The sequence below is a fragment of the Dokdonia sp. Asnod1-B02 genome (assembly GCF_045063955.1).
GTDB lineage: Bacteria > Bacteroidota > Bacteroidia > Flavobacteriales > Flavobacteriaceae > Dokdonia.
The window spans coordinates 3,341,494-3,357,755 of the sequence record NZ_JBEFNW010000002.1; the positions used below are offsets into that span (position 1 = coordinate 3,341,494).

Genomic DNA, 16,262 nt, shown 5'->3' on the forward strand with positions numbered 1-16,262 from the left:
AATTCTAAAATGAAAATCAGTACAAATAAATTTCAATAATGAACGATTTAATTAAACTTGGAAAGAAAAGAACATTGCTTATTTCACTAAGTATTCTACTTGTCTCCATACATACTATTTATTTTTACAATGTGAGTGTAATAGAGGTAGAACCTACCAAACTGCTTCAACAATTCATACGCTTTTTATTAACTATTGGGCTACTACTCATGGTTTATAAAGGAAAAAATTGGGCAAGGATTATTGCTATAATTCTATTTGCTTTTGGAATATTAGGAGCCATTTTTGGATTCATTACAACCGATACTTATTTTCTAAACAAAACGCCGTTCTTAGTAATGATTTTCGTCTATGGAATGGCGGTTTATCATTTCAGCTTTTCAAAAAGTTTTAAGGCATTTTTTGAATCTCAAAAAACTAACATTACCCAAGCTCCCGGCTTATACGAGAGACAGATGCAATTAGATAAGTTCTGGCAAATCGTTGAGACTAGTAATATTAAAAGTCATGGTGATTATGAACAGCAGCAAGAGCAATTAAAAAAAGAATTACTACTTCTTAATCCTCCAGAAATTGTTGCTTTTAATAACACCTTTAAGTTTTTAAAAGGAAGCATTTACAATTGGGACTTTTGGGCAGCTGCGTATATAATTAATGGAGGGTGCTCTGATGATTGCTTCTCAGACTTCAGAGGTTGGTTAATAGGCAGAGGAAAACAAATCTTTGACAATGCAGTTCAAGATATTGAAAGCCTAGCTACTCTTGAAGATACTAATGATGGTGATTGGGAAGGCTTAAGCTATGTACCAAGTATTTCCTTTGAAGAGAAGACAGGAATAGATATGCCTATAGGAATTCGACAAAACATGATTATTTCTGGTGATGAATGGGATGAAGAAGGAGATGATTTGAAGAATAAATATCCTAAACTATGGATGACTTTTGAAGAAAATTAAAAAAGCTGTTACACGTTCAGACACTATTAAAAACACCTTGACAAACTAGTTGATGAACTAGTCAGAGGTCGTTCTATGGAAAAAATCTTACGCACACTATAACATTTTCGCTTTAAGCTTGTGACAAAATAATTCATGAGGGAATATTTTTTGATCACCGCCTACTCTTAATAGTGGCGGGCAATTTTGTAACGCAAATTCCTGATGCCCTTATCTTGATATTTAGAGGATAATTATCACCTACTTTGCACATTTTTGGATTTAAATCATTGCAAATAAACTTTTAAAATTACTCGATAAAACATCGATTGCAAATCGACGCTAAAAATACTATTTAGAATTATTATAAATAATTTGGTCATTTAAAAAGACATGGATATGTTTGCATCAAATTTACTATTTATATTAAGTCTAAATAAAAACAATGAAACAATTTTTACCAATCTTAAGTCTCATATTGCTTACTAATGTGGCTATTGCACAACAAGGCTCCATCACCGCTACTGTAGTAGATGCAAATCAATCTAATTTGTATGGTGTTAATGCTACTCTCAAAACATCTAAGCAAGGAGCACAAACAGGAAATGATGGAACTTTTATTATTCAAAATGTGAGTGATGGAACTCATGTTCTTAGAATCTCATATCTAGGTTTTAAAACAAAGGAATTTACAGTTACGGTGGCTAATGACCTACCAACTAACTTAGACACAATCACGCTGTATGAAGGAAATGAAATCCTATCTGAAGTAATTCTAGAAGGTGAACGACGCAATAAATTTTCAAGAAAGAAAACTGCTTACGTTTCCAAACTACCTCTAAAGGACATTGAAAACACGCAAGTCTATAGTACTATCACAAATGAATTATTAAAATCTCAAGTAATTACAAACTTTGACGATGCCCTTAAAAATGCAACAGGTGTTGAACAATTATGGACTTCTACAGGTCGTGGTGGTGATGGTGCAGGATATTTTTCCTTACGAGGTTTTTCTGTGCAACCACAGTTAGTTAATGGATTACCGGGTCTTACAAATGGAACTATAAACCCTGCAAACATAGAGCGCATAGAAGTCTTAAAAGGTCCCTCTGCTACACTTTTTGGTAATGCAGTAAGCTCTTATGGAGGCCTTATAAATGTAGTTACTAAAAAACCATATGCAGGGACTGGTGGAGAATTATCTTTTACTTCTGGAAGCTACGGACTCAATCAGATTGTAGGTGATTTTAATACTCCTCTAAGTAAGGATGACAATCTATACTTTAGACTAAATACAGCATATACTACTGAACAAAGCTTTCAAGATGCAGGTTTTAGAAAATCATTTTTTGTTGCTCCTTCTCTATCATATAAGGTAAATAACAAACTGTCATTTTCATTCTATGGAGAAATCACCCAAGCAGAACAAACAAATCCAACATTTCTATTCTTAAATAGAAGCGCTCCTACCGAGGCATCTAATCTTGATGAATTAGAATACAATAACAAATTATCATTTACGAGTAATGAGCTTACTCTAGAAAACCCAACACAAAACTATAGGGTTGAGATGGACTATAAGTTATCTGAGTCATGGCAATCCCAAACACTTTTATCAAAAAGTGCCACATCTACAAAAGGCTATTACTCATACCTATTTGATTTTGGCATTCTTGGTAATGACACATTCTCTCGATTTATCAATAAACAAAATGCAAACACCCAAACTACAGATATACAACAGAATTTTGTGGGTGATTTTAAAGTAGCATCTCTTAGAAACAGAGTGGTAATAGGTGTTGATTACTTCAATGCAACCGAAACTAACAATAGCTCAGGTTATGCTTTTTATGGTAATGTAACTCCAGATGGCGGAATTAATAATGACAATCCATTTACGGCAGATGTTGAAGACACTCCGTTTCCATTATCTACATCTGCCGTAGATGCGGCTATTGCAACTCAAGGTATAAGTAACATCAAATCAAAATATCACATCTACAGTCTATACGCATCTGATGTACTTAACCTAACGGAATCGCTATCTGCGATGGTGGGATTACGATTAGACCATTTTGATAATGAAGGTGATCTAGCAAATGCAGATGATGATTACAATCAAACTACACTCTCGCCTAAGTTCGGCCTATTATATCAACCTATAAAAGATGTTCTTTCCGTATTTGGGAACTACCAGAATGGTTTTACAAACGTAGCTCCACAACTCGTAGGAAATCCAGAAGATGGACCGCAAACTCTACAAACTTTTGATCCAGAACAAGCTAATCAAGTTGAATTTGGTTTAAAAACAAATCTTTTTAATAATAAGCTTAACGCTACCCTAAGCTACTATGACATTACGGTAAAAGACCGCGTAATTACTGACCCGTCCTCGCCATTCAATAAAGTTCAAGGTGGAGAAGTTACAAGTAGTGGTTTTGAAATTGAAATAAATGCAAATCCGCTAAAAGGATTAAATATTAGAGCCGGATACAGTAATAATGATAGTGAAACCACAGCTTCTGATAACGCCGAAATTCTCAACCGTAGACCACTAGAAGCTGGACCCGAAACACTTTATAACTTCTGGACAAATTATGAATTTCATGAAGGAAGTCTTGATGGTTTTGGTATAGGCCTAGGATTTAATGGAGCTAGTGAGCGACTTGCAATAAACTATGCATCAACGGGAACGTTTACACTTCCAAGTTATGTCATTGCAAATGCCTCAATTTTCTACCAAGCAGATAAATATAGGATAGGTCTAAAGGTTAATAATGCTTTTAATAAAGAATATTATAAAGGCTGGACAACCATCAACCCACAAACGCCAAGAGCAGTAATGGCAAACATTTCATATAATTTTTAATTAGCCCACTAAAGAGGATATGACCACCTGGTCATGTCCTCTTTTTTAAATTTCTGATAATGACTAACAAAAAAATCATATTTCAAATTCATAAAATACTTGGTCTAGCTACAGGCTTAGTTGTTTTTATAGTTGCTATTACAGGGTGTTGCTGGGCTTTTAGAGAAGAGATTGAGCACCTTTATGATGATTATAAAACGGTCACACCTCAAGATATGCCTATTCTTACTCCTACCGAGGCAAAGATGCTTGCACAAGAAGTATTTCCAGAAAACACAGTGCACGGAACCGTATTTAAAAAAGCTGGTAACGCTGTAGAAGTAATATTTTATGATGCCGAACCAGAATTTTATCAAAGTGTATTTCTCAACCCTTATTCTGGTAAGGTTATTCAAGTAGACAATCACCTTACAGGTTTCTTTGCCTTTATACTTAAAGGGCATATGCGCCTATGGCTACCTAAAAATATAGGAGAGCAAGTAGTTGGTGTATCCATACTACTATTTATTGCCATCATTATTTCGGGCTTTATCTTATGGATTCCTAAAAAGCGTAAAAATATAAAACAACGCATGCGTTTCGACTGGAAAAAAACAACGAGATGGAAGCGCAAAAACTTTGATTTACACACAGTCGTAGGTTTTTACATTTGCTCCTTAGCATTAATTTTAGCTTTTACAGGATCAATGATGTCGTACAATTGGCTTAAATATGTAGTCTATAAATCAACAGGTGGAGATAAGGAGGTTCAGTTTATAATTCCAGATAACGTAAATAGTAGTCAAGACTCTCTAGGACTATTACCTATAGACAACCTCATTGTAAAATTACTTAAGGAAAATCCAGAAGCAGAAGCTTTTGAACTACATTACCCTCAAGCCTCACATGAAAGTATTTATGTGGAAGTATCTAACAGTAAGGGTCTCTATTATGATGCAGATTTTAGATTTTTTGATCAACATACTCTTGAAGAGTTAACTACTCCAAGTATTTATGGAACGTATAAAAATACTAGTGTTGCAGATAAAATTCAGAGAATGAATTATGACATACATATAGGTGCCATAGGCGGTATCGCAGGTAAAATAATAGCATTTTTAATAAGTTTACTTACAGCTACTTTACCTATAACTGGAATATTACTATGGTATGGAAGAACTTATAAAAAGAGACCTAACTCATAGTTTAATCAAAATATTACAACGTAAACCCAATCCTAATACCTCCCCATTTATAAGAGCTACCAGTTGCAAATTCCTTTGTGATTACGGAGCGAGTGTATTCAAAATAGAGCGTTTTTGTTTTAAGAATAATTCCGTAATCAAACTGTCCCGTAACTCTTTGCACATCTCCAGACTCAATGGTGTATGGACTATCGCGATTAATCAATCCTCCTTGTAATGTAGCGTCATAACCAATGACACTCACCATAGGAGCGGCATAGGCATATAGTTTGAAACCGCTACGCTCTGATAGTGATGAAAATGAATTATTAATAATTCCCACAGTACTATTTACTCCTAATGATCCATTAGTAAAAAGGGTTCCTACCTTTACATTTGCACTCGCTTGAAGCGAAAATAGATCTTCATATCGCACAAGTTGCTTCTCATATCCTATTTCGTAGTTCAGTACGAGATCATTTTTAATTTGGTTTTTCCACCCCAGCGGGATTTTATTTCCAGTAGCCTCATGAATTCCTCGCTGCATTTCTTTTCCAAACGCTCCCGGACCTATAATTCCAATACTTAAACCACTACTAAATATACTTTTTGCAGAAACATCTACCGCAATCATGGAGCTCTTGAGCATTATTGCTGCAGCAAATGGCCTGTCGCCCACTTGTATTTCTGGGAGCTCATAATGATTAGGTGTAAACCCTATATGCTCGATGGATAATCCATAGCGACGCTCGGTGTTTTCAGGTATATAAAACAGCTTATTAACAGGGTTTTTAGCTAAGAATGGTGCTACCAATTCAAAACTATAACCTTGGGTATAATTTTCATCTGTTGCAGCAAAGTAGTCATTGTCATAGCTAAACCTAAAATAGTGATTCGCGTTTATTGCTCTATAAGAAGTGGTATTATCAATTTTTTGGCTCCAAGAATACTGACTTGAAAGCGATAACATAACTAGTAGACAACACAAATTCTTCATACTAAGTATACGAGAAACTTGTATTCAAGGTTTTCAAAATAAGAGCCAAATTTTATATCATAAAAGATATGATCACCATGCACGCTTTCGCGAAAGCGTAATAAATAATATCTTGTCATAAAACTACTTAGATGACTACTTCACAATTACTAGGCGTTCACCTACAGCAAATCATTACAGGGCCTAATCTGACGGGATCACATCTATCGCAGCACCTAGATGATGTTTCTGTAGATGAAGCCATCACGAGTCTCTATGGACTCAATAGTATAGCGCAGCTAGTATTTCATATTCACTACTACATAAATGCTGTGGGAGACGTACTAGAAGGCAAACCACTTCTTGCTAAGGATTCTTTAAGTTTTAATGCTCCCTTGATCAATACGGAAGCAGCATGGCAATTACAAAAAGAACAACTCTATGCGGCGACACATCGCTGTGCACAACTAGCAAAAGATTTTCCTCAAGAGAAACTAAAGGAAGAATTTGTGTTGAAAAAATATGGCAGTTATGAGCATAACTTAGTAGGCCTACTAGAACACTCACATTATCATTTTGGCCAGATGGTGATTATAAAGAAAATATTGCGAGCCCAATTAAAGTAATCTACCGCTACCATCTAAATCAAAAAAATCTCGATATTGCTATCGAGATTTTTTAAAAATTATTCTTGTTCTTCTGGCTTCATAACAAAGTCTTCCATAAACTTCGTTGTATAATTACCAGCGATATAATCTGGATGATCCATTAACTGTCTGTGAAAAGGAATTGTTGTTTTAATACCTTCTATTACAAACTCATCAAGAGCACGTTTCATTTTATTAATTGCCTCTTCTCTAGTTTGCGCAGTAGTAATCAACTTTGCAATCATAGAGTCATAATTAGGAGGAATCATATAACCACTATAAACGTGAGTATCTATACGTACTCCGTGACCACCTGGTGCATGTAAATTAGTAATGCGCCCTGGTGATGGTCTAAAACCGTTATAAGGATCTTCTGCATTTATACGACACTCGATAGAGTGTAACTGTGGGTAATAATTCTTTCCTGATACTGGTACTCCAGCCGCAACAAGTATTTGCTCACGTATTAAATCGTAATCTACTACTTGCTCTGTAATAGGGTGCTCTACTTGGATACGAGTATTCATTTCCATGAAGTAGAAGTTGCGATGCTTATCTACAAGAAACTCTACCGTACCTGCTCCTTCATACTTAATATATTCGGCAGCTTTTACAGCAGCTTCTCCCATACGCTCACGAAGGTCATCTGTCATAAATGGTGACGGAGTTTCCTCAGTAAGTTTTTGGTGACGTCTTTGTACAGAGCAATCTCTTTCAGAAAGGTGACACGCTTTACCGTTACTGTCTCCTACAATCTGAATCTCGATATGGCGTGGCTCTTCAATAAGCTTTTCCATATACATCCCGTCATTACCAAATGCTGCAGCACTTTCTTGACGAGCACCTTCCCAAGCTTTAAGAAGATCTTCTTTCTTCCATACAGCACGCATACCTTTACCACCACCACCGGCAGTAGCTTTAAGCATTACAGGGTAACCAGTTTCTTCTGCTAGTTTCTGGCACTCTTCAAAGTCTTTTATAATTCCGTCAGATCCAGGTACACACGGTACACCAGCTGCTTTCATTGTTTTCTTTGCAGTTGCCTTATCTCCCATTTTAGAAATCATCTCTGCAGATGCTCCTATAAATTTGATATCGTGCTCCTCACATATTTTTGAAAACTTTGCGTTCTCAGATAAGAAACCATATCCTGGGTGAATTGCATCTGCATTTGTAATCTCTGCAGCAGCAATAACATTAGACATTTTAAGATAAGACTCTGCACTAGGCGCAGGTCCTATACATACGGCCTCATCTGCAAACTTCACGTGTAAACTCTCACGATCTGCAGTAGAGTATACCGCTACGGTTTTGATTCCCATCTCCTTACACGTGCGTATAACACGGAGTGCGATCTCACCACGATTTGCTATAAGTATCTTTTTAAACATAGTGTTTATTTTTTATTGTGGTACGTAAAAATGAGCAGTAAGATTACGCTTTCGCGAAAGCATACTACCACAATACCTCCTCAATGATTAAAATACCCGTAGGGGATTATGACGGATCTACCAAGAATAATGGTTGATCAAACTCTACAGGAGAAGAATCATCTACAAGAATCTTTACGATTGTTCCAGATACTTCACTTTCGATTTCGTTAAAAAGCTTCATCGCTTCAATAACACAAAGTACATCTCCTTCTGAGATTTGTTTTCCTACTTCAACAAACATAGGCTTGTCTGGTGCAGGTTTTCTATAAAAAGTTCCAATAATAGGAGACTTTATAGTGATATATTTTGAATTTTCATCCTCTGCTGGAGCAGCTGGTGCTACAGGAGCCGCTGCTTCAGGAGCAGGAGCTGCTGCTACTGGCGCTTGAGGAGCCATTTGCATTGCAGGCATTTGCTGTAAGAAAGTAGTAGGTGCCTTATCATCTTCGCCAGTCTTGATAGTGATTTTTACGTCATCCATTTCAAGTTTTACTTCGCTCGCGCCAGACTTTGCAACAAATCTGATCAGGTTTTGAATTTCTTTTAAATCCATAAGTGTTTGAATTTAGCTTGTTTAGTTTTAGTTGGAGTCATATGCCCACTTGAAGTAAATAGAACCCCAAGTGAATCCACCACCAAAGGCAGCAAATATAATATTATCTCCTTTTTTTAGTTGGTTTTCGTAATCACTCATCAGCAAAGGTAAGGTAGCTGACGTGGTATTTCCATACCTATGTATATTAATAAGTACTTTATCATCATCAAGACCCATTCGTCTTGAGGTAGCATCTATAATACGCTTGTTTGCTTGATGTGCGATAAGGAAGTCTACGTCGTCACCCGTAAGGTTATTACGCTTCATTATTTTATCACTTACATCTGCCATATTAGACACTGCAAATTTAAAAACAGTCTTCCCATCTTGAAAAACGGTGTGCTGTTTATTATCTATAGTTTCTTGTGAAGGAGGTAATATACTTCCTCCGGCATCAATCTTAAGATACTCTCTACCTATTCCATCAGATCTTAATAGCTCATCTTGCAATCCTAATCCTTCTTGATTAGGTTCAAACAAGACAGCACCAGCACCATCACCAAAGATGATACAGGTTGTTCTATCTGTATAGTCTATAATAGAGGACATTTTATCTGCCCCGATAAGAAGTATTTTTTTATAACGACCAGACTCTATATAGCTCGCTGCTGTAGACATTCCATAAAGAAAGCTAGAACATGCAGCCGAAAGATCAAATGCAAATGCATTTACGGCTCCTATTTGAGTTGCAGTATATACTGCTGTGGATGCAACAGGCATATCTGGTGTCGCAGTCGCAACTATGACCATATCAATTTCTGAGGGGTCTAGTTGTCTTTTTGCAAGAAGGTCTTGGGCTGCCTTTATGGCTAGAAACGAAGTTCCCTTTCCCTTTTCCTTGAGGATTCTACGTTCTTTAATACCAGTGCGAGAGGTTATCCACTCATCATTAGTATCTACCATGCCTGCCAGTATTTCATTGGTCAAGACATAGTCTGGAACGTAAGCGCCTACAGCTGTAATTGCCGCTGAGATTTTACTCATTTGTTTCAGTTAGATTTTTTCGAATATTGACGATTATAGTCAAAAACGAGGGGAAAAATACTAAAAATTGATCAAAACCAGCCTTTAATTAACTTTTTTTGATCAATTGTGAGCATAAAAAAAACTCTCACAACGTGAGAGTTCTATTTTATAAAAGCAAAGCTTACGCCTCTACTTCTTCCGTCTTATCAATAACTACTTGACCTCTATAGTACAACTTCCCTTCAAACCAGTGTGCTCTGTGGTAAAGGTGTGCCTCTCCAGTTGTTGGATCTACAGCTATTTGTGGTATAGCAGCTTTGTAATGCGTTCTTCTTTTATCTCTTCTTGTTTTGGAGATTTTTCTCTTAGGATGTGCCATTACGTACTCTTATTTATCTGTTAATAGTTTTTTTAAAGAATCCCATCTAGGATCTGTATCTTCTTTTTCTTCTTTTACTTTTTGATCTGGAATACTTAATTCTTCCAGCTTATCTAATATATCTGACTGCAATGTTCCGTCCTCAATACCAGGGTGAACCCTTTTATTAGGCAGTGCTAATATAATGAGTTCATAAATATACTGAGCGACATTTACTTCATACTCACCGTAAGGCAAGATTAAAATATCTTCAATATCATTATTAAACTCTTGACCAAACTTCACTACAAGAGTGTAGACATCTTCTACAGGTTGATCATAAGGCTCATTAGTAACATCACAATTTACATTGATGGTACCTGAGATTTTAAAATCAAACTCCATAAAAGTAGACTTCTTTGTTAAGAGAAGTGTAGCCTCAATGTTTGAGTCATTAAAGTCATCATATTCAAAAAGATCAAAGAACGATTTTGTAATCGTGTAATCAAATGTATGCTCTCCTTCTTTTAAACCTACGTATTGTATGGTGTATGGTTTCAATCCTTTCATCACATCAGCCGTTTGGAGCGTGCAAAGATACATAATTTTTTATATCACAAAGCACAAGCTCAATTTTATTTTAATTCTCTACAAATACTAAAATTGCTCTTTAGTATCTTATCTTTTTGCTGGCGGCCTGCCTGATCGCTCTCTACCAGCACGTCTAGGAGAAACCTTAAGTACATCCTTTGTAATCTCCTGATATTCTTTTCTTTTATTATAAATTTTTACCGCAGAAAATACAGACTCTCTAAAAGAGCCCTCATCTGCAGTACCTTTTCCTGCAATCTCATAAGCTGTGCCGTGATCTGGAGAAGTACGAACCTTATCTAATCCCGCAGTATAATTTACACCCTTACCAAAAGACAATGTCTTAAAAGGAATCAAGCCTTGATCATGATAAGCAGCCAGGATAGCATCAAAATTTTTATAATTTCCTGACCCAAAAAAGCTATCTGCAGCATAAGGCCCGTAAACTAACTGACCATTTGCACGCATTTTTTCAAGCGTAGGTATCAATACCTTATCATCATCATCTCCTATAACCCCGTTGTCTCCCACATGTGGATTTATACCCAATAAGGCAATTTTAGGCCTATCTACACCAAAATCTTGCTTCAAGGCATTATATAATGTATTTACCTTCTTAACAATCACCTCTGGCGTTATCTCACTAGCCACATCTTTTACAGGAACATGATCCGTTAGTAAACCTACTTTAAGCGTATCTGTAATCATAAGCATCATCGCATCACCCTCTAGCTCTTGTGCTAGATAATCTGTATGACCCGGGAATGCAAAATCTTCTTTCTGAATATTAGCCTTATTTATAGGAGCGGTTACAAGTACATCAATATCTCCATTTTTCAGCGCCTTAGTAGCTTCCACAAAAGACTTCAAAGCATAATCGCCTGCTGTTTCAGTCGCCTCTCCCCATTTAATTTCTACAGGCTCCTTCCATAAATTATAGACGTTTATTTTGTTATCTAACGCTTTCGCGAAAGCGTCTATCCCATGAAACTCTGCTTGTAAACTCAAAGACTTCTTGATATAAGAAAGTGTCTTTGCCGAAGCAAAAATTATAGGCGTACAAAAATCAAACATCATCACTTCTGAAAATGTCTTTATCACAACCTCTGCCCCTATTCCATTTAAATCTCCAATAGAAATCCCTACACGTACTTTTTGATCTTTATTCATGTGATGCTTCTAGCGTTTTGTATTTTTACAACACAAAAGTAACCAAATAAAATCCATTCATGTTTACAGGTATTATCGAAGATCTTGCTACCATAGTTTCTATTGAAAAAGACCAAGAAAATATACACTATACCGTAAGAAGCGTTATCACTAGCCAACTTAAAATTGACCAAAGTGTTGCTCACAATGGTGTTTGCCTCACAGTAGTTGCCATAAAGGATGACACTTATAGAGTTACTGCCATACAAGAAACACTTGACAAAACAAATCTTAACAGCCTCGCTACTAGCGACACTGTAAATCTAGAGCGCGCTATGCAACTAGGTGCACGTCTTGACGGGCATATTGTACAGGGCCATGTAGATCAAGTAGGAACTTGCACTAACATTGAAGAAGAGGATGGAAGCTGGAGATTTACATTTAAATATGACACCTCACTTGGAAATGTAACTATTGAAAAGGGTTCTATCACTGTAAATGGAACAAGCTTAACCGTTGTAGACTCTACAGAAGGAGGTTTTAGCGTAGCTATTATTCCCTACACATACGAAAACACCGTATTTAAAGACTTTAAAGTAGGAACGGAGGTAAACTTAGAGTTTGACGTGATAGGAAAATACGTAAAACGACTTACGCAGGGCTACTAGACTTAGCTTTGTTATTCTTGTAAGCATAAAAAGCTCCTGCTAGAATACCAAAAACCACTAATACAATAATATTATCGTCTATAGGCATAACAAGACCTGGTAGCGAACTAGTTCGCGTATCAGGTGGTGGCGGTCCATCTTGCGCATAAGCGCATAATCCCATAAATGACAGGAAGATAGTTGCAATGAAAGTTCTGAGATTGGGGCTCATAATAATTCAAAAGTAATACTCTTTGGCTGTAAATTGATTTTATCAGCTTCAAAAGTTTAGGTTGGGTGTATTTGTGTATTTCGACATCAATAATACGCATTTAAACGGAACTACAAGCAAATTACTTGTAATTTTAATTTAATATAAGAACATACCGAAATACCAATTAGATAGGTTATCTAATTAATATATTACAGTAAAACGATAAAGATTGTGAATTTAGTATTCTTACTAAAAAAAGTGGTCCCACTTGGGCTCGAACCAAGGACCCTCTGATTATGAGTCAGATGCTCTAACCAGCTGAGCTATGGGACCGTTGTTTTCTATGTTTCTCAGATGAGGTTGAAAACGGCTGCAAATTTAGTATAAATCTTAACCCAACCAAAGGTTTTTATTACAAATTATCAATTTCTTGACATAATTCTACTAGAACACCTCCAGCAGTCTTAGGATGCACAAAGGCAACCAGCTTATTATCAGCTCCTTTCTTTGGTTTTTCATTTAATAAAATAAAGCCTTCTTTTTTTAATCGCTCCATTTCTTCTACTATATTATCTACTGCAAAGGCTATGTGATGGATACCTTCTCCTTTCTTTTCTAAAAATTTAGCAATAGGCCCATCCTCTGTTGTTGCCTCTAGAAGCTCTATCTTATTAGGCCCAGATTGAAAAAAGGATGTGCGCACTCCTTCTGAGGCTACTTCTTCTATTTTATAATGAGCTACACCCAGTAACTTCTCGTATAAATCATTTCCCGCCTCGAGATCTTTAACTGCGATTCCTATATGCTCTATTTTTTTCATAGTTTATTTAATTTATGATGTGTTGTTTCATACTAATAGTATCGCGTAGGCAAGTTTAGCTTTCGCGAAAGCGTAATTACAACTATTATTACTACTAAAGTTTAATGATAACTTACTTACACAAAAGTAATACAATTCAAAAAACGTATTTTTGCAGTCTATGGAATCAAACAGACAGAAAAAAGTAGCAGGAGTTCTTCAGAAGGATCTTGCAGAAGTTCTTCAGAACGCACTACGTGACAGTGGTAAGGGAGGCATCATTGTGTCCGTTACTAAGGTAAAAGTTCCTACAGATCTTTCTATTGCCAAAGTATATCTAAGCGTTTTCCCTAACGACAAAGCAGCCGATATACTTAAAGAGGTTAACCAAGTAAAACCTATTATAAGACATAATATTTCTCAACGCACGCGCCACCAGCTGCGCCGTATGCCTGAGTTACAATTTTTTATAGACGATACATTAGAGTATCTAGACGGTATTGAACGCTCTCTTAAGCGCGAGGAAAATCCACTTGAAGATCCTAGCCTACTAGCGCGACGTAAAAAGATATAAATGCAATTTCCCTATTATATTGCAAAGAGATATCTTATTTCTAAAAGCGGCACGAATGCCGTAAATATCATCACACTAGTATCTGTGGTGAGCATTATACTAGGAACCTTAGTGCTGTTTATAGTACTTTCGGCTTTTTCTGGACTTAAGGAGTTTAATTTATCTATAACTTCTATTATAGATCCAGATTTGAAAATTGCTCCAGCTTCAGGAAAGACCATCACCCTATCTCCAGATCAAGAACAGCAGCTCAACTCCTTAAAAGGCGTAGCTTCTTATTCTAAAATTATTGAAGAACGTGCATATCTAGAGTATGACGGAAGGACTTCTCTTGCGTTCTTAAAAGGGATAGATGAGCGCTACCTAGATGTTACTCAAATGGACAGCACCATATTTGTAGGCTACTGGCCTAGCCCAGGAGAACCTGAGGTTGCTATGGGACTTCTAGTACGCAAGCGCCTTTCAATAAACGTAGGAGACTATGGAAGCCTTGTCACTATCATGACGCCAAAACCAGGCACAGGACAAATTACAGATCCCACGCAGGCTTTTAACTCCTCTAAAGCGATGGTAAGCGGCGTCTTTCAAGCAGGAGATGCACTAGATAACGATCACGTTTTTGGTAATATTGATTTTGTAGGTTCTCTCCTTGATTATCCAGTAAACCAAATAAGCACCATTGAGTTTAAACTAAAACCAGATGCAGATGAAGATAATCTGCGAGATGAGTTAAGTGCTATTTTTAATAATAATATCATTATCAAGAATAGAATAGAACTCAACGATGCTCTTTATAAAATGCTTAACACAGAGAATCTGGCTTTATACTTTATATGTACGCTCGTACTTATTATCGCTCTTTTTAGCTTCGTAGGAAGTCTGATTATGATTATTGTAGATAAACGCAAGCACATCAAGACACTAAGTGACTTAGGCGCGACACTACCTACTATAAGAAAAATAATATTTACTCAGGGCGCGCTCATGATTGTGATAGGTGGAGCTATTGGTATTCTACTAGGAGCAATACTTATAGTCCTGCAGCAACAATTTGGTTTTATACCAATCACCGCAGAACTTCCTTATCCTGTAAAATTTGAAGTAATTAATATTGTGCTCGTATACGCCACTATATTAATATTAGGTTTTCTAGCAGCCAGACTTGCAGCTACTAGAATAAATAGAAAACTTATAGAAGACTCTTAAACGAACTGGTAGTCACCAAATTCTTTTTCGATAAGATCAAGTGCGCTAAAAACATCTTCACTCTGATCTGATGTCACAAGCTTCATACGATATTCCTTAAAGTGAGGAATCCCTCTAAAGTAATTTGTATAGTGTCTTCGTGTTTCAAAAACACCTAGCACCTCACCTTTCCAATCTATAGACATCTGTAAGTGACGTCTTGCGGCTTCTATACGTTCTTTCATAGTAGGAGGCGCCTTGTGCGTTCCCGTTTCCATGAAATGCTTTACTTCATTAAAAAACCAAGGATATCCTATACTTGCACGACCTATCATCGCGCCATCTAGTCCATACTTATCACGCATTTCTATAGCGCGTTCTGGGGTGTTCACATCACCATTACCAAACACAGGAATTTGCATACGAGGATTATTCTTCACCTCTGCAATTGGACCCCAGTCTGCATCTCCCTTATACATTTGTGCACGTGTACGACCATGAATAGATATGGCAGCACAACCTACGTCTTGCAATCGCTCTGCAACCTCAACGATTTTTATACTATCGTGATCCCAGCCTAGACGCGTCTTTACTGTTACTGGCAGCTTGGTGTGATTTACCATCGCTTTAGTAAGACTCACCATCAAATCAATATCCTTCAAAATTCCAGCTCCAGCTCCCTTAGAAACCACTTTTTTCACTGGACATCCAAAGTTGATATCTATAATATCTGGACCACTTGCTTCTACAATCTCTACACTGCGCAGCATAGACTCCTCTACAGCACCAAATATTTGAATCCCTACAGGGCGTTCTTTTTCGTAAATATCAAGCTTCATGACACTTTTGGCAGCATCTCTTATCAAGCCCTCACTAGAGATAAACTCCGTATACACCACATCTGCACCCTGCTCTTTACACAACGCTCTAAAAGGTGGATCACTCACATCTTCCATAGGCGCCAGTAATAGCGGAAAATCTCCTACATCTATATCTCCTATTTTTGCCATTATTCGGTATTAAAAAGTGTGGTAATAAATGTCACCACTGTTTTATTGTAAACGCATTATGTTTTTTAGTACGCTTTCGCGAAAGCGTAACAACCGCAAAGGTACTTTCTTTTTCTAAGTGAATAAAACGAAGCGCTCAAGAAGTAATTGC

Annotated in this window: 17 protein-coding genes, 1 tRNA gene and 1 pseudogene; 8 read left to right on the plus strand and 11 right to left on the minus strand. The window is 36.8% G+C overall.

Going from position 1 to position 16,262, the window contains the following annotated elements:
* Window positions 1–38: 38 nt before the first annotated feature.
* The 4 genes and pseudogenes from ACJJVU_RS14955 (at window position 39) to ACJJVU_RS14970 (ending at window position 4,988) form a co-directional block, all read left to right on the plus strand.
* Window positions 39–956, plus strand: coding sequence for a DUF4240 domain-containing protein (locus tag ACJJVU_RS14955; protein WP_405227074.1), 918 nt, complete (start codon window positions 39–41; stop codon window positions 954–956).
* A gap of 36 nt (window positions 957–992) precedes the next feature.
* Window positions 993–1,058 (plus strand): annotated as a pseudogene (locus ACJJVU_RS14960) (DUF2200 family protein); the annotation flags it as partial.
* A 322-nt stretch (window positions 1,059–1,380) separates the two neighbouring features.
* Window positions 1,381–3,804, plus strand: coding sequence for a TonB-dependent siderophore receptor (locus ACJJVU_RS14965; protein WP_405227077.1), 2,424 nt, complete (start codon window positions 1,381–1,383; stop codon window positions 3,802–3,804).
* Window positions 3,805–3,863: 59 nt separating this feature from the next.
* On the plus strand, window positions 3,864–4,988 hold the full coding sequence (locus ACJJVU_RS14970; RefSeq protein ID WP_405227080.1) for a PepSY-associated TM helix domain-containing protein: 1,125 nt from the start codon (window positions 3,864–3,866) through the stop codon (window positions 4,986–4,988).
* A gap of 13 nt (window positions 4,989–5,001) precedes the next feature.
* Here the strand turns inward: ACJJVU_RS14970 and ACJJVU_RS14975 are convergent, their stop codons facing one another.
* Window positions 5,002–5,937 carry a lipid A deacylase LpxR family protein gene (locus tag ACJJVU_RS14975; RefSeq protein WP_405227083.1) on the minus strand — a complete coding sequence of 312 codons (936 nt, stop codon included), beginning with the start codon at window positions 5,935–5,937 and terminating at the stop codon, window positions 5,002–5,004.
* 158 nt (window positions 5,938–6,095) lie between these two features.
* Here ACJJVU_RS14975 and ACJJVU_RS14980 point away from each other — a divergent pair, with 158 nt between their 5' ends.
* The gene (locus ACJJVU_RS14980) at window positions 6,096–6,569 is read left to right on the plus strand and encodes a DUF1572 domain-containing protein (RefSeq protein WP_405227086.1); all 474 of its coding nucleotides are present in this window, start codon (window positions 6,096–6,098) and stop codon (window positions 6,567–6,569) included.
* Window positions 6,570–6,628: 59 nt separating this feature from the next.
* Here the strand turns inward: ACJJVU_RS14980 and accC are convergent, their stop codons facing one another.
* The 6 genes from accC to pdxA all read right to left on the minus strand — a co-directional run bounded on the left by accC (window position 6,629) and on the right by pdxA (window position 11,703).
* Window positions 6,629–7,981 carry an acetyl-CoA carboxylase biotin carboxylase subunit gene (gene accC / locus ACJJVU_RS14985; protein WP_405227089.1) on the minus strand — a complete coding sequence of 451 codons (1,353 nt, stop codon included), beginning with the start codon at window positions 7,979–7,981 and terminating at the stop codon, window positions 6,629–6,631.
* 106 nt (window positions 7,982–8,087) lie between these two features.
* The gene (accB, locus tag ACJJVU_RS14990) at window positions 8,088–8,576 is read right to left on the minus strand and encodes an acetyl-CoA carboxylase biotin carboxyl carrier protein (RefSeq protein ID WP_339849668.1); all 489 of its coding nucleotides are present in this window, start codon (window positions 8,574–8,576) and stop codon (window positions 8,088–8,090) included.
* Window positions 8,577–8,603: 27 nt separating this feature from the next.
* Entirely contained in the window at window positions 8,604–9,602 is a 999-nt protein-coding gene (locus ACJJVU_RS14995; protein WP_013750155.1) for a beta-ketoacyl-ACP synthase III, read from the minus strand.
* A 163-nt stretch (window positions 9,603–9,765) separates the two neighbouring features.
* A complete protein-coding gene (gene rpmF / locus ACJJVU_RS15000) occupies window positions 9,766–9,963 on the minus strand; it encodes a 50S ribosomal protein L32 (protein ID WP_013750156.1) in 198 nt (65 codons plus the stop codon).
* A 9-nt stretch (window positions 9,964–9,972) separates the two neighbouring features.
* Window positions 9,973–10,512 carry a DUF177 domain-containing protein gene (locus ACJJVU_RS15005; RefSeq protein ID WP_298330036.1) on the minus strand — a complete coding sequence of 180 codons (540 nt, stop codon included), beginning with the start codon at window positions 10,510–10,512 and terminating at the stop codon, window positions 9,973–9,975.
* Window positions 10,513–10,620: 108 nt separating this feature from the next.
* On the minus strand, window positions 10,621–11,703 hold the full coding sequence (pdxA, locus tag ACJJVU_RS15010) for a 4-hydroxythreonine-4-phosphate dehydrogenase PdxA (RefSeq protein ID WP_405227094.1): 1,083 nt from the start codon (window positions 11,701–11,703) through the stop codon (window positions 10,621–10,623).
* Window positions 11,704–11,762: 59 nt separating this feature from the next.
* On the opposite strand from pdxA, the gene ACJJVU_RS15015 reads away from it, so the two are divergent.
* The gene (locus ACJJVU_RS15015; protein WP_405227097.1) at window positions 11,763–12,350 is read left to right on the plus strand and encodes a riboflavin synthase; all 588 of its coding nucleotides are present in this window, start codon (window positions 11,763–11,765) and stop codon (window positions 12,348–12,350) included.
* Here the strand turns inward: ACJJVU_RS15015 and ACJJVU_RS15020 are convergent.
* From ACJJVU_RS15020 to mce, 3 genes are all read right to left on the minus strand, one after another.
* Window positions 12,334–12,561, minus strand: a complete 228-nt coding sequence (locus ACJJVU_RS15020; protein ID WP_405227100.1) for a hypothetical protein — start codon at window positions 12,559–12,561, stop codon at window positions 12,334–12,336. The genes ACJJVU_RS15015 and ACJJVU_RS15020 overlap by 17 nt on opposite strands.
* Before the next feature lie 241 nt (window positions 12,562–12,802).
* A tRNA-Ile gene (locus ACJJVU_RS15025) sits at window positions 12,803–12,876 on the minus strand.
* A gap of 79 nt (window positions 12,877–12,955) precedes the next feature.
* Window positions 12,956–13,363 (minus strand): methylmalonyl-CoA epimerase, encoded by a 408-nt coding sequence (gene mce, locus ACJJVU_RS15030; protein ID WP_013750161.1) that lies wholly within the window; start codon window positions 13,361–13,363, stop codon window positions 12,956–12,958.
* A gap of 160 nt (window positions 13,364–13,523) precedes the next feature.
* On the opposite strand from mce, the gene rbfA reads away from it, so the two are divergent.
* Together rbfA and ACJJVU_RS15040 are read left to right on the plus strand one after the other, a co-directional pair.
* Window positions 13,524–13,916 (plus strand): 30S ribosome-binding factor RbfA, encoded by a 393-nt coding sequence (gene rbfA, locus ACJJVU_RS15035; RefSeq protein WP_013750162.1) that lies wholly within the window; start codon window positions 13,524–13,526, stop codon window positions 13,914–13,916.
* On the plus strand, window positions 13,917–15,122 hold the full coding sequence (locus tag ACJJVU_RS15040) for an ABC transporter permease (protein ID WP_405227104.1): 1,206 nt from the start codon (window positions 13,917–13,919) through the stop codon (window positions 15,120–15,122). It begins immediately after the preceding gene.
* On the opposite strand, the gene dusB is transcribed toward ACJJVU_RS15040, so the two are convergent.
* A complete protein-coding gene (gene dusB / locus ACJJVU_RS15045) occupies window positions 15,119–16,111 on the minus strand; it encodes a tRNA dihydrouridine synthase DusB (RefSeq protein ID WP_405227107.1) in 993 nt (330 codons plus the stop codon). The two genes, ACJJVU_RS15040 and dusB, sit on opposite strands and share 4 nt — an antisense overlap.
* Window positions 16,112–16,262 lie beyond the last annotated feature (151 nt).